Source organism: Niabella agricola (assembly GCF_021538615.1).
GTDB lineage: Bacteria > Bacteroidota > Bacteroidia > Chitinophagales > Chitinophagaceae > Niabella > Niabella agricola.
This window is the reverse complement of record NZ_JAJHIZ010000003.1, coordinates 2376937-2399176: the sequence shown is the minus strand read 5'-3', so window position 1 is coordinate 2399176 and position 22240 is coordinate 2376937. Positions and strand designations below refer to the sequence as shown.

The 22240-nt window shown below is 46.1% G+C and carries 16 protein-coding genes; 10 read left to right on the top strand and 6 right to left on the bottom strand.

All coding sequences use genetic code 11. The features are described from left to right. The first annotated feature begins 107 nt into the window (after positions 1 to 107). From LL912_RS15460 to LL912_RS15440, 5 genes are all read left to right on the top strand, one after another. Positions 108 to 1262, top strand: coding sequence for a glycosyltransferase family 4 protein (locus LL912_RS15460; protein ID WP_235554480.1), 1155 nt, complete (start codon positions 108 to 110; stop codon positions 1260 to 1262). Positions 1263 to 1349: 87 nt separating this feature from the next. Continuing rightward, a complete protein-coding gene (gene frr, locus LL912_RS15455) occupies positions 1350 to 1913 on the top strand; it encodes a ribosome recycling factor (RefSeq protein ID WP_235554479.1) in 564 nt (187 codons plus the stop codon). A 68-nt stretch (positions 1914 to 1981) separates the two neighbouring features. Further along, positions 1982 to 2404 carry a large conductance mechanosensitive channel protein MscL gene (gene mscL, locus LL912_RS15450; protein ID WP_235554478.1) on the top strand — a complete coding sequence of 141 codons (423 nt, stop codon included), beginning with the start codon at positions 1982 to 1984 and terminating at the stop codon, positions 2402 to 2404. A gap of 108 nt (positions 2405 to 2512) precedes the next feature. Then, complete coding sequence (locus LL912_RS15445; protein WP_235554477.1) at positions 2513 to 3301, top strand: segregation and condensation protein A; 789 nt, start codon at positions 2513 to 2515, stop codon at positions 3299 to 3301. 19 nt (positions 3302 to 3320) lie between these two features. Next, positions 3321 to 3737, top strand: a complete 417-nt coding sequence (locus LL912_RS15440) for an OsmC family protein (RefSeq protein ID WP_235554476.1) — start codon at positions 3321 to 3323, stop codon at positions 3735 to 3737. 138 nt (positions 3738 to 3875) lie between these two features. On the opposite strand, the gene LL912_RS15435 is transcribed toward LL912_RS15440, so the two are convergent. From LL912_RS15435 to LL912_RS15425, 3 genes are all read right to left on the bottom strand, one after another. Then, positions 3876 to 4919, bottom strand: coding sequence for a patatin-like phospholipase family protein (locus LL912_RS15435; RefSeq protein WP_235554475.1), 1044 nt, complete (start codon positions 4917 to 4919; stop codon positions 3876 to 3878). Between the two features lie 8 nt (positions 4920 to 4927). Further along, positions 4928 to 5467 (bottom strand): hypothetical protein, encoded by a 540-nt coding sequence (locus LL912_RS15430; protein ID WP_235554474.1) that lies wholly within the window; start codon positions 5465 to 5467, stop codon positions 4928 to 4930. A gap of 73 nt (positions 5468 to 5540) precedes the next feature. After that, a complete protein-coding gene (locus LL912_RS15425; protein WP_235554473.1) occupies positions 5541 to 7682 on the bottom strand; it encodes a helix-turn-helix domain-containing protein in 2142 nt (713 codons plus the stop codon). Between the two features lie 493 nt (positions 7683 to 8175). Between LL912_RS15425 and LL912_RS26105 the strand changes: the two genes are divergently transcribed. The 3 genes from LL912_RS26105 to LL912_RS15410 all read left to right on the top strand — a co-directional run bounded on the left by LL912_RS26105 (position 8176) and on the right by LL912_RS15410 (position 11527). After that, on the top strand, positions 8176 to 8364 hold the full coding sequence (locus LL912_RS26105; RefSeq protein WP_235554472.1) for an ORF6N domain-containing protein: 189 nt from the start codon (positions 8176 to 8178) through the stop codon (positions 8362 to 8364). Positions 8365 to 9016: 652 nt separating this feature from the next. Next, entirely contained in the window at positions 9017 to 10090 is a 1074-nt protein-coding gene (locus LL912_RS15415) for an AI-2E family transporter (protein WP_235554471.1), read from the top strand. A gap of 9 nt (positions 10091 to 10099) precedes the next feature. After that, complete coding sequence (locus LL912_RS15410) at positions 10100 to 11527, top strand: S41 family peptidase (protein ID WP_235554470.1); 1428 nt, start codon at positions 10100 to 10102, stop codon at positions 11525 to 11527. A gap of 165 nt (positions 11528 to 11692) precedes the next feature. Here LL912_RS15410 and ligA read toward each other — a convergent pair whose 3' ends face one another. The 3 genes from ligA to LL912_RS15395 form a co-directional block, all read right to left on the bottom strand. After that, positions 11693 to 13789, bottom strand: coding sequence for an NAD-dependent DNA ligase LigA (gene ligA, locus LL912_RS15405; RefSeq protein ID WP_235554469.1), 2097 nt, complete (start codon positions 13787 to 13789; stop codon positions 11693 to 11695). Between the two features lie 267 nt (positions 13790 to 14056). Then, positions 14057 to 16945, bottom strand: coding sequence for an outer membrane beta-barrel protein (locus tag LL912_RS15400; protein WP_235554468.1), 2889 nt, complete (start codon positions 16943 to 16945; stop codon positions 14057 to 14059). Further along, the gene (locus tag LL912_RS15395) at positions 16942 to 18192 is read right to left on the bottom strand and encodes a 6-bladed beta-propeller (RefSeq protein WP_235554467.1); all 1251 of its coding nucleotides are present in this window, start codon (positions 18190 to 18192) and stop codon (positions 16942 to 16944) included. Before LL912_RS15395 ends, LL912_RS15400 begins: the two co-directional genes overlap by 4 nt. Positions 18193 to 18376: 184 nt before the next feature. Between LL912_RS15395 and LL912_RS15390 the strand changes: the two genes are divergently transcribed. Both LL912_RS15390 and LL912_RS15385 read left to right on the top strand, forming a co-directional pair. Further along, positions 18377 to 19081, top strand: a complete 705-nt coding sequence (locus LL912_RS15390; protein ID WP_235554466.1) for an NUDIX hydrolase — start codon at positions 18377 to 18379, stop codon at positions 19079 to 19081. Positions 19082 to 19203: 122 nt separating this feature from the next. Further along, positions 19204 to 22200 carry a SusC/RagA family TonB-linked outer membrane protein gene (locus tag LL912_RS15385; protein ID WP_235554465.1) on the top strand — a complete coding sequence of 999 codons (2997 nt, stop codon included), beginning with the start codon at positions 19204 to 19206 and terminating at the stop codon, positions 22198 to 22200. Positions 22201 to 22240: the final 40 nt, after the last annotated feature.

Sequence of the window (22240 nt, the reverse complement as noted above, 5' to 3'; positions counted from 1 at the left end):
TAGCAATGAATTCTGGGGCGCGCGGGATTTATTTTATCATTAAATCCCGTCCAAAAAATTGCTATCTTGGTTATAAAGCTTACTTTTGCTCTCGTAAACCTTATTTAATGCTAGAAATTCTGGTAACAGCTATAATAGCTTTTATAGTCGCGTTTCTCGCAATTCCGGTTGTAATGCTCATTGCTGACAAGAAGAAACTGTATGATATACCGGATGAACGTAAACTCCACACACATGCAATTGCCTCTTTAGGCGGAGTGGGTGTTTTTATCGGTTTTCTTTTTGCAGGGCTATTGTGCATCAATTTTTCCAGCGCACCGGAAATGCGTTATTTCCTGGCTGCGGCCGCACTTACCTTCTTTATAGGCCTGAAAGATGATATCATTGCATTGTCTGCCACAAAGAAGTTTGTGGCCCAGATTATTGCGGCTGCCATCATCATTCACCTGGGTGGCGTGCGCCTTGAAAGTATGCATGGTGTTTTTGGAATAGAAACCCTGGATCCTATGTATGGGGTGCCCCTGACCTACTTCACGATCATTTTGATCATCAATGCCTACAACCTGATAGACGGAATTGACGGATTGTCCGGCAGTTTGGGCCTGATGGCTACCTTGCTGTTCGGAACCTATTTCCTGCTGGCAAAAATGTATCCCTATGCCGCTTTTTCTTTTGGCCTTTCTGCTGCATTAATGGCATTCCTCATTTTTAACTACCACCCTGCAAAGATCTTTCTGGGAGACTCCGGATCTTTACTGGTAGGGATGGTGGTATCCATACTGGTACTGAAATTTATCCATGTAGCCAGTGAGCCCGGCGCTGCGCTGCCCATTACCTCCGCCGTAGCAGTGGGCGTTTCGGTACTGATTGTGCCGCTGGTAGATACGATCCGTGTTTTTGGGAACCGGATCCTGCGGGGCCGGTCGCCTTTTTCGCCCGACCGTAACCATGTGCATCACCTGTTGCTGGACCGGGGCCTCGGACATTCGACCGTAACGCTGATCTGTGTTATGGCTAATATTTCATTGATTCTTATCACCTATTTAAGTCGTGGTTTTGGTAATACGGCCCTGATCATGGCTCTGTTTGGAACCTCCTTTATTGCGCTGGCGATCCTTTACTATACATTGCCCAAAAGAAAGCTTGTTATTCACCGGAGATATGTGGTGAACCAGGCGAACAAAGAGCGGCTCAGCGCACCTTCCCAATCTAAGGTGATCAACCTGCAAACCAAGGAGCAGGTTCAGAACCGTGTTCATTAGGCGGCAGTAATTTCCGCAATTCAGCCCTGTACCCCATAGTTTCAGTTCCAATTCATTAGATTTGCAATCTTAAAATTTTTTGATTTTATGCAGGAACAAGTAAGTAAGCTGATTGAATCATCGGAGGAGGGTATGAAAAAAGCCATCACTCACCTGGAATCGGAACTGGCAAAAATAAGGGCCGGAAAGGCCACCCCGCAAATACTGGACGGGATTTATGTAGACTATTACGGATCTGCAATGCCCATTAACCAGGTTGGAAACATCACTGTGCTGGATGCACGTACAATCAATATCCAGCCCTGGGAAAAGAATATGCTGCAGCCCATTGAACGGGCGATCATCGCGGCTAATATCGGCATCAACCCGCAGAACGACGGGGTGAATATCCGCCTGTTTTTACCGCCGCTTACCGAAGAACGCAGAAAGGAATTGGTAAAAAAGAGTTATGCGGAAGGCGAAAATTCTAAAGTAGGTGTACGAAGCGCGCGCCGTGAAGTAATTGAGGGCGTTAAGAAACTGCAGAAAGAAGGACTAAGCGAGGATGGTGTAAAAGATGCCGAAGCCGCGGCACAGCAGCTTACAGATAAATACATCGCAATTATCGAGAAATACCTTGCTGTCAAAGAAAAAGAAATCATGGCTGTTTAAGGGATATGATGGCACCAAAGCGTCTCAGAAATTCGAATCACTATTTATAAAACTTAAAATTCAGACACATGGGAATGCTTAAAGAATTTAAAGAGTTTGCTGTAAAAGGCAATGCCATTGACCTGGCGGTAGGTGTAATCATTGGCGGCGCTTTTGGTAAAATTGTTACAAGTATCATTGATGATCTTATCATGCCGGTAGTAGGTGCAATTATCGGCAAGCCCGATTTCAGCAGTCTTTACCTGGTGTTAAAAGGCAATGTTCCTCCCGGAACCAAGCTGGAAGAAGCCCGAAAAATAGCAGACACATCAATCTTTGCCTATGGTAATTTCATTACGATTGCCATTAATTTCCTGCTACTGGCCCTGGTGATCTTCTGGATGGTAAAAGCTATGAATAAGATGAAGAAAGCAACTCCTGCTGAAGTTCCGGCACCATCCTCTACAGATCAATTGCTGATGGAAATCCGCGACGAACTAAAAAAACGATAAAAATCTGCCCAATTTATTCACAAAACGTCCTGTCAAAGCGGGGCGTTTTTTTAATGGCAGCACCTTATTTGTTACATTTGTCTTCTTTTACAGATTCAATAATTTTAAGTGAGCGCAACATATCAGATAAAACTCTCCCAGTTTGAAGGGCCGTTTGATCTTCTTTTATTCTTTATTGAGCGGGATGAGCTGGATATTTACAACATTCCCATCACAAAGATCACCAATGATTTTCTGGCGTACATCAAAGAGCAGGATGCATTGAACATCGAACTGTCCAGCGAGTTTATTTTGTTCGTATCCACACTGATGCGCATCAAAGCAAAAATGCTGATCCCGCGTAAGGAGCTGGACGCCCAGGGCAACGAGATTGATCCGCGCGAAGAACTGGTTAATAAGATACTGGAGTATAAACGCTTTAAGGAGGCATCGGCACAAATGGCCGAACTGGAAGCGATGCGGATGCTGATGGTAAAACGGGGCAATATTCAAAAGGAGTTATCGGCCATCGGCGAAGAAGCCGGGGAAGGCACGGAGATTCATGCCATCACTATGTTCAAACTAATGAAGGCTTTTGAACGGGCCATGCAGCGGTATTCGGATAAGGTCAATACGCCGGTACATACGGTGGTACGGTATAATTATTCTATGGAAAACAGCCGCGCCCAGGTAATGGAAGAGGCTCAACGCTCCAAAACCCTTTCTTTTGAAAAACTGTTTGATCATGCACAAACCCGGGTGCATGCTATTTTTCTTTTTCTGTCTGTATTGGAGCTAGTGCAGCAAAGTTTTCTGAAGATCATGATCGGGGAAGGGAAGAATAATTTTATTCTCGAATATGTGGCCCCGGAAGACCGTGAAGAAACCATGACAGCCATCGAACCTACATTCTCTTAACCATAAAATAAAAAAACTCATGAAACGTTTTGCAACAGCCAACTGGCAGGGAACAGGAAAAGAAGGAACCGGTAAAACTTCAACGCAATCCGGTGTGTTAAATGATACGCCCTATTCTTTTAAAACCCGGTTTGAGGAAGGCAACCCCGGTACCAATCCCGAGGAGCTGGTGGCTGCAGCCCATGCCGGCTGTTTTACTATGAAGCTGAGCTTTGTGCTGAATGAAGCGGGTTTTACTGCTACAAATATTGATACAAAATGTACGGTTACCTTTGAAAATGGTGCAGTTACCGAAAGCCATCTGGATGTACAGGCTGCTGTACCGGGCATCGCACAGGAACAATTCGACGCGGCTATCAAAGATGCAGAAGCCAATTGCCCCATCAGCAAATTATTAAATACGAAGATCACGTCCACAGCCACATTGGTCGGTTGATGCCGGGTTTTATTTACGCGAAACTTGTAATCAAAAAGTTTGTAATCAGCCGATCGGATTACAACTGATTTAATTACGGGGTCGCGTATTTTTGTATACGCCGTAAGCGGCATCAAGCCGGCGGGTGCACAGTCCTGGCTAGGCCCAGTCTGTTTCTCCCGGCTTTAAACGGGCTACATAATTTTGCAGGGCTGTTTTGCCTAGCTGAACCATCTGTTGCATTTTGGCCGGATCAAACACCAGCCCGCCGGGGCCGCCATCCAGCACCGTATCCGGCTGTATGATATGTAATTTTATGGGCAATCTGTTGACCAGGCTTTGATAATCGGGATTGGTGCTGCCGAAATAGCGGTCCAGGGCTGCTTCAGCTATTCCGTCTGCCTTCATGGCCGCTTTTACCTGGCTGATATAGTTGATAAAATGAATAAACTGACGGGAGGCGAAAAGGTCGTTATCTGCTACATCGGTGATAAAAACGGAAACGGTTTGCAACAGGATTGCCATCAGGTCTTTATAAGTCGTTTGATCAGGTGTGTTGTTCCGTGCTGAAAGCAGGATGGTAAACAGTTCATTAGCGCCGGCTTCCAGCGCAATACCGATGCCGGCGTATTCGCGGGTTCCTCCGTCTACGTATTGAAATCCGGGGTTGACCGCACCCGGCAGGTCTTTATTGATCCGTACAGGTGGCATAAATACCGGCTGGCTGGCAGAAGCCATCACAGCTCTGCGGAACTGCTCGGCACTTTTTAATTTTTCAACCCGGTAATAGGTGCCGGCTGCGGGTGACGGGTCGGTCGTATACACCACCAGTTCCTGGCTTTGCAGACAGGTGGTCGTGAGGTACACGCTGGTAGCAGACGCCCGAAGCTGATCATAGAAATCATCGGTATAAATCTGGCGTACTTTGGCACCGAGGCCATTGGCCGTATACAGGGAGTTGCCGTTCCAAATGCTGGCGCCCAGGTTTTGAGCTTCCAGGAGGTCGTCCGTTGTAACGCTGGTATACAAGGCTTCCAGTGTGCTCAGCTGCTTCAGAGCTGCGAGCGGAGCGATCAATGCCCCGGTGCTGGTTCCCACTACTGTATCAAAGCTAAGCCGGTAGGTTGTTTCCAGGTCTTTTACAACACCTACTGCAAAGGCGCCTTTAGAGCCGCCGCCGCTGATGATAAGCGCTTTGTTCATGATTGTTGTTATTCAAACTGCGGTTTGATTTTTTTTGTTTTATTAAACTGGTAAGCAATAAAGGACTGAAACCACCAACGGTTCAAATGATAGTCCCGCTGCGTGGTAAGGCCCAGCTGGATCTTCTGCAATAACTCCAGCCCGATACCCCCGCCGGCCATTCGCTGATGGTGGGTGCCCCAGTTTGCTTCCGCAAGCAGCTGCAGATTCCCAAAGGCCAGTGCCATCGGTTTATTGGTACGCAGGTCTGTTAATTTTAAGGCTGCTACCGGACCAAATAAGCCGGAAAGCTGCTTGTTGTTATAAACAATGCCGCCATTGGCGCCCAGTCGCAGCCGGTTAGGCACCACCGTAACCTGCGGGGTCAATGCCAGTCCCCCGGTATACAAATCGGGTGTATGAGCGCCAAAGCCGGTGGTAAATCCGTTGTTGAGTTTCACCAATAAAATGCCTCCTTTAGTAAATTCTGTGATCTGCCTTTTTTGGGCACCTGCAGTAAGAAAAAACAACAACAGGATGGAGACGAGGGCCCCTGTTTTTATAGGCATTGGTAGAAGTTTTCTTAAAGTTACGATTTTAATCGGCGAAATAACACCGCCAATTTGGGGGAGGGCTTTGAGATCAGGAGGGCGTTTTGGTAGCGTGCTTTTCCTTGCCTGCCCAATAAGTGAAATGATTGATCAATACCCGTAGTTCGTGAAATTCAAAAACGGGAAGCGCAGCTTTGGCGGCTGTAACAGACGACCATTTATCAGGTTCAAATGCCTTGTTAAATACCTGGAGTTGCTCTTCTGAAAAAAGCCTTTGAATATCCAATATACCTACCTGGGCTACCCGTGCAAAATGTCCGTAAATGGTACTAACTGCAAGATTCCGGGCACTGGCAATTTCTTCGGCTGTTTTTCCTTCCTCAAGGAGGTGATAGCTGATAATGTGGGAGGGTTGGGCCTTTTCTTTTACAACAGTTTCGATGTTTTTTTCTGTGTCCAGCAGCGCTCTTTCCAGGAAGCTGGCGTTTTTCAATCCCTGCAGGTAAGCCTCCAGTTCGGTCATCAATAGCTCCACCGTGCGGATATAGTTTTTTACTCCTTTCTGCTTCCTGGTGCTGTTGTAATACACTTTTAACGGGATAAAGAGCTGCTCCTGCACCTGGTCAAAAAAATAATTGACGGCTCCCGCAGCTTTTTCAGCAATTATTTTCCAGGTATCGGGAGATGGTTCCCGCATCTTCCGCTGTACAAAGCCCTCAAATTTGATGAACGTATCTTCCAGTAACCGGCAACGTTCTTTTATGGGTTCTGTTAACCGCGTAAATGCTTCTTCGTCGTGCAGCGGTTTTTCCCGGGCGGCCTGGATCCACTGTTCCATAACCGTTAAAAACGGGGCACAGCTCAGCGTACGCAACAGCTTGCTGGCGGCGAAAGCATCTTTTTCCGTTTCATAAATCCGTTCAATTTTCCCGGATGCATCGGTGGCCTCATGAAAACCGGCGATCCGTTCATCCCGGAAGATATTGGAAGGCCTGATCGGCGATTTTAAAACAATGCCCTCCAGCGTCCGGCAACGGCTCAGGGCTACATATACCTGGCCGCTGGTAAAAGAGGCGCCGGCATCAATGATCACTTTGTCAAACGTAAGTCCCTGGCTCTTGTGAATGGTTACGGCCCAGGCCAGGCGGAACGGATACTGTTCGTAACTGCCGATGACCTCCTCCTGGATCTCCTTCTTCTCATCCAGGTAATATTTTTTGTTTTCCCATACTTCCCGTTCCACAGCCAGCTCGCTTTCCGATCCTTCAGGCATCACAACAATTTTGTCGTCCTCTGCCCGTAACACCCGGGCAAGCCTGCCGTTGTAATACTTTTTTGATTCGGATGCATCATTACGGATAAACATCACCTGGGCATTGGGTTTGAGCAACAGGTTGGGATCATTGGGATACAGGTGCTCTTTAAAATCGCCCGTAATGATGGCAGGGCAGGAGATGCCGGCTCCGGTCAGTTCATTGAGCTGGCGGTTATTAATGCTATCTGCCATATAATTATGAGAAACCAGGTATACATAGCGGTCTTGGGGTTCAAAGCCGGGCTGGTACCGGGTATTCAACAGCCGAAAATCAATGCGGTGGGTTTCGCCTTCGCGAATGGAATTAAGCAACGAGATAAAAACCGGATCGCTCTGCCGGAAAACGGTTGTCAGCTCGATGGTGACAAAAGGGGTGGCTTTAAGTGCCTTGGATTCAAAAAAATAGGGTGAAGAATAGAAGGCCGACAGCAGTTTTTCCGAGGCGGGCTTTACTACCGGCGGCAACTGGTACAGGTCGCCGATCAATAGCAGCTGCACACCTCCAAAAGCCAGTGCAGAGCGTCTTGCTGTTTTCAATGCCAGGTCGATCATATCCAGCACATCTGCGCGGAGCATAGATACTTCATCGATGATCAGGATCTCCAACGCTCTTAAAAGATCCAGTTTCTCCTTGCGGTATTTAAAATGTGGCAGCAGTTGCGGAATATTGATGGCCTCGTTCCGGTCTACAGGGTCTGTGGTGGGAAGAAAAGTGGTCAGTGGTAAACCAAACATCGAATGAAGGGTTACGCCACCGGCATTGATGGCCGCAATGCCTGTTGGAGCTACCACCATGCTGTTTTTGATCGTGGTGCGTATAAAATGGTTCAGGAAGGTCGTTTTTCCAGTGCCGGCTTTCCCGGTTAAGAAAACGTTCCGTTGGGTGAACTCTATGATATTGTATATTTTTTCAGACAATGAGCTACGGCTTTTGGTATTTTTAAATAGGTGATACAAAGATAATCGTTAATTCTTAATATATGGAACCACGGGCAGACAGCGTAATTACATCAACTTTGAAAATGCTGGTAATCTTATAGATCCGGAGGGTTAAGGCCCCGGTGCCACCCGCTGTTCTAAAAACAATATTTTGTATCTTTATAGAGCACCTTTTAAAAGCATTCACCCGTATGCGATGAAGCACATGCAAAGCATCGCAATGATCAGGGCGGTAAATGTAATAATGAACTTATGAAAAAAATAAGGCGTACACCGTGTCCGAACGATCAGCGTAATAGGGAAATCAGGAATAAGGCCATAAGGGACAAAATCGGAAGACGCAATCTGTGGCCTCCAATTTGAATCGGTTAAGAAACGGGGGTCGAGAACAGCGTAATAAAACAGCATAAAAAGTTTAGAGGACGCAATCTGTGCCCTTCAAATTCAGAACCGATGTTAAACACCAGAAGCCGTGGCAAGGACTACATTGCAGCATCTTGTTGCCGAGCAAAAGATCCTGAACCGTATATACGTTGTCCGCAGGGAGCGGGTGTTGCTGGACAGGGACCTGGCCGAATTGTATGGTGTAGAAACGAAGCGTTTAAAAGAAGCAGTAAACGGAATGCCGGCTGCTTTCCTAAAGATTTTATGTTTGCTATGACAGCTGCTGAATTTAAGAAATGGCGGGAGAATGCAACGCTGGGCGCTGCTGATAAAAAGGGCCTGCGCATGCACCTTTTTGTTTTACAGAGCAGGGCGTAACCATGTTATCCTGTATATTGAACAGTAGAACGGCAATTGATGTGAACCTCAGGATCATTAGGGTTTTTGTAAAGATGCGGGGAATATGGATTAACACACAAGGAAATACTCATGTAACTGGGAAAGTTGGAGAAAGAGGTGAGGGCGCATAGTAAGGATATTGAAAATATTTTCGTTGTTTTAAAAGAACTGATTGAAAGGCAGCGGAATCCGGTACCCGGGAATAAGATCAGGTTTAAACGGTATGACCAGGGCTAGCCCCAGACCTGTTTCCGGTTTTCGGGGATCCGCACCTGGAAGTTTTTTAGTTTAAAACAGGAGGAATATAGCATGTTTGTTGGAGGTCGCAATTTGCGACCTCCAACATCAGACACCGGAGGGCATTGTATAAGAAATAATAGCAAAGGAAAATACTGCTATCCTTATTGCAAAGCCTGCAAAAAAATTTACCGGACCGTCACCTGGGAAATGAACTGGAGCAAGGTGTTCCTTATATTTGGAAATACAACAATGATCAAAATAAGCTATTTTTATAGGCATAAAATCATAAAATGAGCTACAGAAAAATTGATAACAATATACTCCGGCAGATTGTATTGATATTGTTGATCGGGCTGCTTGGGTTTATGATCTTTTTTAACCTTCGATATTTTACACCTGGCGCCCTTGGAGCAATCACCTTATACATCCTGTTCCGTAAAACTTTTTTCCGGTTAACCGAACAACAAAACTGGAAAAAATCACTGGCCAGCTTTTTTTTAATGTTTACTACTCTGCTGGTCATTGCATTGCCGTTGTGGCTGATTATTGAAGTAATGATCCCGCAGATCAGCAACCTGCTGGCCAATAAACAGGTAATTATCGAAAAATACAATGCTGTAAAAGCCTTTATTGCCAGTAAGCCGCTGCTAAACCGGATCAATCTTTCCGATGAATCGCTGATGCGCACCCTGGGAAAAGTAACGGCCTATTTTCCCGGTATTCTTAATTCGGTGGCAGAGATCTTTGTAAACATTTTTACGGCATTATTCATCCTTTATTTCATGCAGGTAAATGCGCGGGCCATGGAAAAGCGGGTTCGCCTTTTTATTCCTTTCAGTGATGATAATACTCAAACGCTGTGGGAAGAAACAAAAATGATGGTGCGTTCCAATGCATTGGGAATTCCCATCCTGGCCTTGTGTCAGGGCCTGGTAGCGGTACTGGGATACTGGATCTTTGGCGTGGATAATTTTGTAATGTGGGGACTGATCACCGGAGCGGCGTCGATGGTGCCGGCTGTAGGCACCATGATTGTTTGGATACCGATCTGTGTGGTGGTATTTGCTACAGGAAGTGTTGGCAACGGTATCGGGCTTACTTTATATTGCCTGATCGTTGTTGGGGGAATCGATAATGTATTACGGTTTACGATCCTGAAAAAAATAGGCGATATTCACCCGCTGATCACTGTGTTCGGAGTACTCCTTGGATTGAAGTTGTTTGGAATTATGGGACTTATTTTTGGCCCACTGTTTATGTCATACTTTTTACTGCTGATCCAGATCTATCGTGTTGAATTTGGTAAGAAAAGCGATCATCTTCCGCATGGACCGGAAACGGTTGGCATTACCGAAAAAAAGTAAGTAGCCCGGATGAAATTTCTGAAACTAACGGTCTTATTCCTGCTGATCCATGGAGCCTGTACTGCGCAGTATCTCTATGGAAGGGTAGTACAGAAATATGCCCCGGCATCTATCCGGAATGATATCGGGCAGTTGTATAGGGATCTTAAGAAATATCATCCGAACCTTACGCGGTATATTGCGCCCGATGAACTGAAAAGTGCTTTTGACTATCTGCGGGAAGGTATTTCAGACTCGCTTACAGCCCGGCAGGTTTATTACCGGTTGCTTCCGGTGTTGAACCGGATCGGCGACGGACATATAACCTGCAATTATTTTAACCCGGAAAAAATTACAGAGCAGGACGTTTCAAAATTTCTACTGCGTTATGACTCTCCGTTGAATCAGCTGCAACTGAGGTTTATCGGTAAAAAGATCTTCGTGCTTGCTCATGTAGCAGAAGGGAAAACGATACCCGCAGGAGCGGAAATCGTGCGCATCAACGGTATGCTGCCGGAAGCAATTATTGACACCGTATTCAGGTTTATGAGCGCAGACGGCTATAACAGCACCTTTAAATATTTTTTTCTAAACTACAAGCCGCTGAACGGGTTATGGGAATATGTTTTTCATAACTGCGAAACCCTGGATATAGTTTACAGGCGGTATCAGACAGTTGACAGTATTGCGGTGCGTGGTAAACCAAGCAGACCGGCGGTTCAAATACCAGCTTCTGCAAGCCGGAAGCTTCCCTTTCTTCATTTCAAAAGAATGAATACCGGTACTTTGTATCTCAAGGTGAACACGTTTGAGCCGGCATGGGATACGGCGGATCAGCGTCTGTTTGCAATGGTGTTCCTGAAGGAGCTTTCTCAAACAAGTCATCTGATCCTGGATCTGCGGGGCAATACCGGCGGACAACAGGGATTGATGCTGATGCTACTGAAAGGCTTGATTACACAACCGGTGCAGCCGGTAAAGTTTCCTTCGGAACTGATCAAAGGGGTGATATTGCCTCCAGCGGATACTGTTAAACGGAACCAGCTGAAATATGTGAAGGATTACAACCTGCAGGGCTGGGCTAATGTGGTGCCATTTAGCGGATCGTATAAAAACCGTTTGTATGTATTGATAAACGGCGGCACTTTTTCTGCGGCGGCGATTATGGCCAATGCCTTAAGCATGGATCAGCGGGCCGTTTTGATTGGAGAAGAAACCGGAGGTGGCCGCAATACTACCACGGCGGGTATTATGTTCCATAACCAGATGAGACATACGGGCATCGACTATGCTTTCGGGTTGATTCCCTTCAATGCACCCAATCCCGTTACAGAAGCCGGTCATGGATTACGCCCGGATATCGTTGTGTCCTATACATTAGACGATTACCTGAGTAACCGGGACCTGGAAATGGAACAGGCGTTAAAGCTGATTGAGGCTGCAGCGAATTTAAAATAGCCAATGTAAAATATAGAATGTAGAATAGAGGATGGAATTTGAAAATGGGGAAATGGGGATTATGCATCAGGCGTCAATCGGAACCTGACCTGAAACCTTCCCTTCGGAAATATAAAATACCCAGCTTAAAACGTTAAACTTTAAACCTGAAACCTTTCCCTTCCGTTATTGCACCATTTTCAAAAATTCTGCTTCCGTAATGATCTTTACGGTGTTGATCTTTTTAGCTTTTTCCAGCTTGCTGCCGGCATCTTCGCCCACTACCAGGTAATTTAATTTGGCACTTACGCCACCTACGATCTTTCCTCCCTGGGCCTCTGCCATGGCTTCGGCTTCGCTGCGTTTTAAAGTAGGAAGGGTTCCGGTAAATAAAAATGTTTGGCCTGCAAGAGCGCCGGCTGTATCCAGCTGCTTATGGGTATTGGTAAGTTGCACGCCCAGTGTTTCCAGCTCCCGGATCATTTCAATATTGGATGCATTGCTGAAGAAATGTACAATACTGCCGGCTACCTTCGGCCCAATGTCTTCCAGGCTTTGCAGGGCCTCCTGTGTAAAGGTTTGTAATTCCAACAGGTGACTGACATTGGCGGCCAGCACCTTCGCGGTTGTTTCCCCTACGAAGCGGATCCCCAGTCCGAAAATAACGCGGTGCAGCGGCTGCGTTTTGCTGCGCTCGATGGCTTGCTGCAGGTTATCGATGGACTTTTTCCCAAAACCTTCCAGTGTGCCCAGTTTTTCAAAATCGAGCTTGTAGATACCGGGAATGTCTTTCAGCCAGCCGAGGTCATAAAACTTGCGCACATTGGCTTCGCCGAAGCCCCGGATATCCAGGGCATCTTTGCTTACAAAATGGATGATGCGTTCCACCACCTGTGCCGGGCACTCTATATTGATGCAACGCCAAACGGCCTCCTCCGCTTCTTTGAATAACTCGCTGGCGCATACCGGGCAGGCTTTGGGGAAATGGATATCCCTTTCATTACCATCCCTCAGATCTTCCATCGATTTTACAATATAGGGAATTACATCACCCGCTCGTTCAACCAATACGGTGTCGCCTATTTTCAGGTTTTTTTCTTTGATCACCTCCTCGTTAAAAAGGGAAATGGAACTTACAGTAACACCCCCGATGAAGACCGGCTCAATTTTGGCAACCGGGGTTACCGATCCGGTGCGGCCTACCTGAAACTTTACTTCCAGTAATTTGCTGGTGGCCTGCCGGGCCTTAAATTTGAAGGCGATCGCCCAACGGGGATGGTGGGAGGTCATACCCAATTGCTCTTGCATATCGATGGCATTTACTTTGATCACCATGCCATCGATCTCATATGGAAGCGCGTCCCTTCCATCTTCAAATTCGGTGCAATAGCGGATTACGTCTTCGATCCGCTCAAAGATGCGGAGCTCTTTTACCGGGCTCCGGAAACCCAGTTCCCACAACAGTTTTAAGGAGCCTTCGTGGGTTTGCAGGGGCTCCGGTAATTCTCGTCCCGGCAATAAAGTATAATCACTGATGTGATATACAAAGGCTTCCAGGTTGCGGCGGCGTACTTCCGCCGGATCTTTGATCCGGAGCGTGCCGGCAGCGGCATTGCGCGGGTTGGCCAGGGGCGCCAGCCCTTTTTCCGCCAGCTCCTCATTATATTTTTTAAAATTATTTTTATTGATCAATACTTCCCCCCTGATTTCGATCTGCTGGATCCCGTACCGGCTAAAGGCAGCCGAAAGCGGCACGGTACGGATCTGGCGGATGTTGGTGGTGATTTCATCACCTTCCACGCCGTTGCCACGGGTGGCGCCTCTTGCCAGCAGGTCGTTTTCATAAATGAGAGAAATGCTTCCTCCGTCGAATTTGGGCTCTACACAATAAGTTACTTTGTCTTTTTTTGATAATTGCAACACTTTCCGGTCGAAATCTTTAAGATCATCGCTGTTGTAGGAATTGTCCAGCGAAAGCATGGGCACCAGGTGCTGCACCGTTTTAAAATTGCCGTTCAGGCTTTTTCCCACACGCTGGGTGGGTGAATCGGGGGTAACCCAGTCCGGCTGGTCCTTTTCCACGTTTTCCAGCATTTTATATAAATGGTCGTATTCCGTGTCTGCCAGCAGGGGATCGTTCTGCACATAATACCGGTGCTCATGAAAGCGCAGTACATTCCGCAGAGTTTCCAGTTCCTCAGGGGTTGCGGGCAAATATTTTCCTTCTTTTAAAAAGGCCCGGGTTTTTTCCTGTAATGCCCGTATTTCTTCGTTTGTATACATAGATGCTGTTTGCGGATCTAAAAGTAATTGAAAACGGGGAAATGAAGCACCTGTTCTTAGAAGGAGTTGCAGTCCCTGTTTACCAAAGACTATTGCCGCTTGTGGCGGATAAGTCCCGGCGGCTGCCAAACCGCGCCCCTTTTGAACAGAGCGCACCGGCTACTCAAAGCAATACAGCAGGCGCACGAACCCACTGCTGTATCCCCTGTTTAAGTGTAAGGATCTGTTCAGATCTGATTTAACCACTGCGGATACAATATTGATGCACTAGCGTGCGATCATCATAATGCCGGGAGGACCGGCAGGTCGCCGGTTGCCTCCACCCCCGAACTTCCGGGGATAGTAGGAAAAGGTGATCATGTAATACTGCTGAAGGCCATTTGTAACCGTAGTGGTAGCCATATTCCGGTCTAAAAAGTTAGTGATGTTTTTGTTCTGCCGCAACAGGTCAAATGCAGAAAGCCTTAGCTCTGCTTTTTGCTGCATAAAACGATAAATGGCGTTGGCATTCCAGATGGTGGCATTAACCGCATTTCTGTTTGCAGCTTTGTTGCGCTGATAATTTATCGAGGTATTGAAGGTTACTGTTTTGGTAATAAAATAATTGATATTGCTGGTGGTAGTATAATTCCGGATCATAGATACCGGCAGGGTGCTGTTGGACTGACGATTCCGGTTGGTGGAAACGATTTCGCCAATGCTTATATTGAATTTATCGATCCGGTTATACAGGACACTGAAATTGTGGCTCAGGCTGGTGTTGTCGGAAGTAGACAAATGGTGGTCGATATACCCTGGACGGTAACTGTTGTTGATTGAAGCAGCATAGGTGAAACCAAGAGTATTCATCTTATTGATATTGGTTGAGAAATTGAGATTGAGGTTACCTCCCACGGTCCGTTGATGATTCACGTTGATAAGATAACGAATGCTTCTTCCGGAAGAGTCCGGCAGATACACGAGGCTGTCTCCAATGGCCCGGCTGATATTATTAAAGTTAAGTCCCAGTCTTGCACCATAATTGCTCTTGCTGTTGAGCTTTGCCCGGCTGATATCAAAATTGTAATTAAAATTTTTCGTTTTGGGGGCTTTCAGAAAAGGATTCCCGGCAATCATATTGTACCGTTCGGCATCGTCGATAATGGGGTACAGCTGGTCGATGGATGGCGGCTGTGCACTCATATTGGCCCACAGATAAGAATTGATCCTTAGTACGTTCTCCTTTTGGTAATTGAAATTGGCATTCAACGACGGAATAAATGAATTGAAGGAGCGGTCGATATTCCGGTTAAGGATGCTCGATGCATTGCTCTGGTTCAGGAACTGGTATCGCAGATCTATCCCAAAGTTCAGCCAGTAATAGTATTTGCCCCATACTGATTTATTAATAGACTTATTGAAGTTCAGGGCCGGGTTATAACTGAAATTGGTAAGGGTGTTGGTGTTGGTGAGGCGCTTGTTCACTATATACTGATGCTGCTGATGAGATGCCGTATCAAGATCAAAGACTGCTGCATCCTGCTCATTGCGCGAGAAATTGATGTTATTGATCAGCGACATATTGATGTTGAAAAAGTTATAGATGCCAAACAGCAGCGGCCTGAATCCATCATAATTTAAACCGATATTGGCATTGTAATTTTTATTGTAATTATTGTACCTGCGATCGATGGTATTGGTATAAATACTGTCTGCCAGTGATTCCAGTGTGTTAAGGGTACCCCGGTTGGTCCGTGATTCATTATAGCCGGCACCGAAGTTGATGGAATAATTTTTCCGGGGATCGTCGCGCAGTTCATAGTCATTGGAACGGAGCCAGCCGAACATATAAAAATTATTACTGTTGGTCGTAGCATAACTGCTGTTGGATGTACGGCTTACTGCGGTGGTATCATTCCTGAAAACATCGGTCTGTCCCTCGCTGGAGCTGGTGCTGTACTGGTTTACATAATTGGCACTGATGTTTACAAAGTTGCCAAATTTCTTGCGGTTCTCATAGAGGAATTTGACCGTATTGCTGGTGTTGTCGTTATTGCTTTTGTTGTTGCTGATATTGCTCAGCTTATAATTGTCAACGGTTTGAACGCTGGTGCTGTTAGACAAATAATTCTTATACGTGTTCAGGTATCCGTAGTCGCCGGTAAAGCGGTTATAGAACTGGGAATTTTCCGACTCGGAGAAATTGTGCTGCCATTTCAGGTTGCCATAGGTTCTCCGGGTAATGCCGTCATTGGCATTTCCTCTTCCGCCATAGAAGAACCGGAAATTGGATTTAAACGTATTTTCCATAAAGGCATTCTCACCGGTACCTTCTTCCTTGTTGATATTGTTAATGCCGGCGGCAACACCCAGCTGGTTCTTTTTGTCATAAGCCTGCGCAACGGCATCCCCGGTATAACGATCGTCAGTGCCATATCCCACGCCTACTTTACCAAACAGCCCTTTCTTTTTATCATCCTTCAGTTTGATGTTCATAGAATAAAGAGAATCGGTTTTCTGTTCGGTATTGGTCAATTTGGAGACATCCTTTTCCTGGTACAGCTGGATCTTTTCAATAGCATTCTTGGGAAGGTTTTGGGTGGCAGTTTGGGCCGCCCCGCCAAAGAAGGGCTTGCCGTCTACATACACTTTTTCCAGCTTCCGGCCATTCATGGTAATCGTGCCGTCGCCCCATACGGTAAGGCCCGGTACCCGCAGGAGCATGTCCTCTACAACAGCGTTGGAATCCAGCTTAAAAGCATCGGGGTTGATCTCCAGTGTATCGCCGTTCATACGTAGAGGCTGTACTGCTTTTACCACCACCTCATCCAGTTCGTCCTTACCCTGGCGTGTCATGAACAATTTGCCGAGGTTAGTGGTCAGGGTGGTTGAATCCAGCTGGAAGTTCTTTACAAAGGGGCGGTAACCCGTATAGGAAATGATGCAATACAGTGCTGTTTTTGAGGGTATGTTCTTAATGTCAAATTCTCCCTGCGTATTGGTGAGCTGGAACTCTACAATGCTGGAGTCAGCTTGTTTATAAATGGTAACGGATGCCGATTGCAGGGCATAGTCGTTAATCGAATCATACAGGATGCCTTTTACGGCCCCGGTTCTTTTCTGGGCAAGAAGTACGGTGGGAAGCAGGATCAGGAGCAGGAGTGCAAGGCGTCTCATTTTGCAGCAGGATTGATTTTTAATTGAATGATGACTGGGTTGTTGAAGGTACCGATCTGGTCCAGCAGTTGTTTTAAAAATGGAGGCGGCGCATCGTTATATCTGGAAAGAATACTGGCTTTTTCCTTCAGCAGATCGCCGGGGGAAATAAAGGTATACACATAGTTGCTGTCATAATTGCTGATTTTTGAAAAAATACCTGCGGGCAGGTAACAGGTTGTACTGTCTGAAGTGGTTTTAGAAAGATCGTACAAAGAGGAGGAATTTTTAATAAATACATAACGCTTGTATCCCCAGGCGTTATCGTTCATACCAAAGAATAGTACTTTTTCCAGATCGATAATGTTAAAGAAGGACCGGACCGCTTTATTGTATTTGGTTTTATAACTGGTAAAATCGATATTATTCCGGAAGGCAGTGGTGTAGAAGCTTGCCGGCATGGTATTGGCTGCCGGGAAGATAAACTTAAATGCCGGCTTAATAGAGTCGTTTACCAGTGTGTAGATGGTGTTGTCATAATCCTTTTTAATGTAAAGGGTGCTGTCGTTTAAGGTACGGTCGATATTGATGTTTATCTCGTCAAAGTCTGTCGGTAGCTTTGGTACATTGAGAAAAGGAAAATAAGAAGCCGTTTTTTTATCTCCGTTCATTATGTCTAAGTGATACAGGACGGTGTCTTTTACATATTTATTGTAACGGCTGTTGCGCAGCAGATACCGTCCGTTCATATAATACAGGTTATTGAGTGCATAATAAGGTACCGGCAGTTTTTCGATCCGGTATTGCTCTTTGTCACCCAGGTACAGCAACTCAATGTTCTTGTATTTGGAAAAATCGCGGTTGCCCGGCTTTTGTGTCATTTGCATGACTTTTGAAAATGGGATGGTATAATTTTTATTGGAGCTTGTAAAAAAGATCGCGTTTTTAGCGTGGCTGTACTGGAGCTGCCCTAATTTGTACTTTTTCTTTTTAAACTTATGCAGGAATTTCCCCTCTTTATTAAATACAAGGATCGAGTTGGATTCATTGTCCATAAAAACCAGCCGGTCCGGGGTCACCACAAAGTCCGCCATATTGTTAAAATAACTGGCGGCAGTTGTTTCAAGCGGAATCAGCCGGATCTCGGAAAAGAGATTGGCTGCTTTTATACCCAATGCGTTATCCGGAACAATGTATAAGGCCTGATCCTGTGTAGCAGCAGTCAGCCGCAGCAGGAACAGGCAGACAAGGGTCAAAACGTATCTCATAAAAAGTTTTGCGGAAGATACCCCGGATTTTTGATCTACGATATTTTCGTAGCTGCTTTAACGTTTTATTGTGACTAAACAAACGATCGGTTGTTAGATGTTGTGTGCAACTATTCCGGAAAATGCTGTTAAACCACGGGGATTTTATAACTCAAATTGTACTTTTGTAACCATCACGAAAACAATGGCTAAAAGTTCAAATCTGAAAACGGCGGCGCTGGAGAAAAGCAGTCACCTGGAATATTTTAAAATTGCGGTCTCCGTCGATTGCGTCATTTTCGGATATGAAGAAAAGGAGTTGAAGGTACTGCTGATCAAATCGGATCTGAAGGAATTTGCAGGTTTGTATTCCCTTTTGGGAGACCTGGTACGCCCCGATGAAGACCTGGACAAAGCTTCCTATCGCATCCTGAAAGAACGTACGGATCTGGATGATGTATTCCTGCAACAGGTACATACCTTCGGCGCGGTAAACCGCCACCCTTCGGGCAGGGTGGTTTCAACTGCTTACTATTCCCTGGTAAACATCAATAACCATAAACTCAAGATCAATAATAATGATCTGCGCTGGCATGCAGTAAAGCATATTCACAAGCTGGCATTTGATCATAAGGAAATCCTGGCCACCAGTCTGCTACACCTGCGCGGACAGATCGAAGAGCATCCAGTGGTACACAATCTGCTGGACGAAAAATTTTCACTCCGGGAACTGCAGGAAGTGTATGAAGCCATCCTGAATATGCCGTTGGACCGCCGGAATTTTCGAAAAAAAATCACCCTCAAAAACTGGCTCGTAGACCTTAATGAAATGGAGGATAATGTGTCGCATCGCCCAGGAAAGCTCTATAAGTTTAAACCCAAACTAATCAAAAACAATAAGTTAGCCTAACATATAATTTTTTTTGCAGGCATTGTGTACTTTGTACACATAATGATGTAATTTTGACATTGTATTTTTCAATTAACGTGTATTAAGTACACAATTGATGTTAAAATAATAATTGTTTGTCTATGTACATGAGAAGATTGTTTGCAGCATCGTCTGCGTTGCTACTGCTGCTGTTATTTTCGGCAATTGCCAGTGCTCAAACCCGCACAATCAGCGGTACCGTTTCCGACTCAAAAACCGGGGAGCCGCTGGAGGGAGTTACCGTTTCCCTTGTTGGCCGTTCACTCGCTGCTTTAACAGATTCGAGCGGTGCTTACCGCATCAATGCAGGAACTACGGTGGGTGCCCTGCAGTTTTCATTTATCGGGTATGCTTCCCAAACGGTAAAAATAACCGGCGACATACTGAATGTGTCCCTGGTGCCGGAGATTGCCAACCTGGAGAGTGTGGTGGTGATCGGGTATGGAACGGCAAAGAAGAAGGACCTTACAGGGTCGGTGGCGCTGGTTACATCGAAGGACTTTAATAAAGGGCAGGCCACCACACCTGAACAGCTGATCGCCGGGAAAGTAGCCGGTGTGCAGATCACTTCCAACAACGGAGCCCCTGGCAGCGGGAGTACGATTCGCATCCGGGGCGGTGCCTCGCTCAGTGCCAGTAATGACCCGCTGATCGTAATCGACGGGGTACCGCTGAGTAACGATGGCCTTACCGGCTCTCCCAATCCGTTATCACTGATTAACCCCAATGACATCGAGTCCTTCAGTATCTTGAAAGATGCGTCTGCTACGGCCATCTATGGTTCGAGAGCATCCAACGGGGTGATCCTGATCGTTACCAAAAAAGGGAAGCGCGGCAAGCCGGTGATCAACTTCAATACACAGCTTTCGGTTTCGAAGTTACCGGGATATGCCGATGTGTTATCTCCGGATGAATTCAGGAACTATATTAAAACCCATGGGGATGCTGCACAGGTAACCTTAATGGGCAATGCGGCAACCAACTGGCAAAAAGCGATTTACCGTACGGGCATCGGTTCGGATAATAACCTGAGCCTTTCCGGTACGGCCGCAAAGGGCAAACTGCCCTACCGTATTTCTGTTGGCTATCTGAAACAGCAGGGTGTTTTGAAAACCAGCGATCTGGAACGGAAATCTGCTGGAATCAATTTAAGCCCATCCTTGCTGGATGACCATCTGAAAATTGATATCAATGTGAGGGCTGCCCGCACCGACTCGCGTTTTGCCAATACCGGGGCAATTGCGGCTGCTGTGAATTTTGATCCTACACAACCGGTATATTCCGGAAGTAACCGGTATAACGGCTACTATGAATGGCTGGATCCTTCTGCGGTAAGCGGTTTAAAATCATTGGCACCCCGGAACCCTGTAGGTTTGCTGGAGGATTACCACAATAACGGAACGAATATCAGAAGCATCGGTAACATCCAGTTCGATTACAAATTTCATTTTCTTCCGGAGTTGAGGGCCAACCTGAACCTGGGATACGATGTGGCACATGGGTATGGAAAAATATTTGTAAACGATAGCGCTGCGCAGAAATATGGTACTGTGGCAGACGGAAAGCAATACAACGGGCAGGCGGATAAATATGCTTCCTGGCGGGATAACGGGCTGGTTGAATTTTACCTGAATTACACCAAACTGTTCAACCGGCACAAGATCGATCTTACGGCCGGATATGGGTATTATGATTTTGTGACCCGGAATATCAATTTTGCCAACTATGACGCCAGCGGTGGCCTGATCCCGAAGACCTCGCCCAATTTCCCGTTAGACAAACCGCGGTACACAATGCTCTCCTACTATGGCCGGTTGAATTACAGTTTTAACGATCGCTACCTGCTGACCGCAGCGTTGCGTACCGACGGATCTTCCAAGTTCAATCCTAATAACCGCTGGGGGATATTCCCTTCTGCGGCCTTTGCCTGGAAGCTGAAAGATGAAGCATTTTTGAAGAACAGTTCGGTGGTAAGCGACCTGAAGCTACGACTGGGATACGGGGTTACCGGTCAGCAGGACGGCATCGGTAATTTTGACTATATCTCCTATTACAATTTAAGCTCGGCCACCGCTACCTACCAGCTGGGGGATCAGTACTACCAGATGTATCGACCGGGTGGTTATTATTATGAGCGTAAATGGGAACAAACCTCCACCTACAATGCCGGTTTGGATTATGGTTTTGCCCACAACCGTATTTACGGGAGTATTGATGTATACTATAAAAAGACTACGGATCTGTTAAACGAGATCAACCAGCCGGCGGGCACAAACTTTACCAACAAGATCGTAGCGAATATCGGGAGCATGGAAAACCGGGGTGTAGAGTTTTTATTGAATGTAGTACCGGTGCAAAATAATGACCTGACCTGGAATGTAAACTTTAATGCTACCTACAATAAAAACCAGATTACAAAATTAACAGTGGTTGACGATCCTTCATACCCGGGCGCCCAAACCGGTGGTATCACCGGGGGAGTGGGTAATCTTATACAGATCCATTCGGTGAACTATCCGCGCTCTTCGTTCTATGTACTGCAACAGGTATATAACGACGCTGGCAAACCGGTGGAAGGTGTTTTTGTGGATCGCAATCATGACGGCCTGGTCAATGAGAACGATTATTACCGGTATAAAAATCCGGATCCGCGGTTCTTCCTGGGACTCGGTTCTTCTGTGAATTATAAAAAATTTTCCGCAGGCTTTAGCGCCCGCGCCAATATCGGTAATTATGTATATAACAATGTCATTTCTGCAACGGCCCTGGGAACAAATATCCTGAACCCGCTGAAATACCTGAATAATGGTTCCAGGGATCTGCTGCTGACCGATTTTGCCGGTGGCGGCGATAAGCTCATTTTCTCGGATTATTATATTGAAAACGCTTCATTTCTCCGGATGGATAATATTTACCTGGGATATGATTTTGGGAAATTGCTTCCCAAAACCGGTAACCTCCGCGCGAATCTGAGCGCACAGAATGTATTTGTGATCACCAAATATAAAGGACTGGATCCTGAGGTGCAGGGGGGCATCGATAATAATTTTTATCCGCGGCCCCGGGTATTTGTGCTGGGATTAAACCTTGATTTTTAAAATCATTGGATCTGTAAATAACCAATAAACAACGAACACA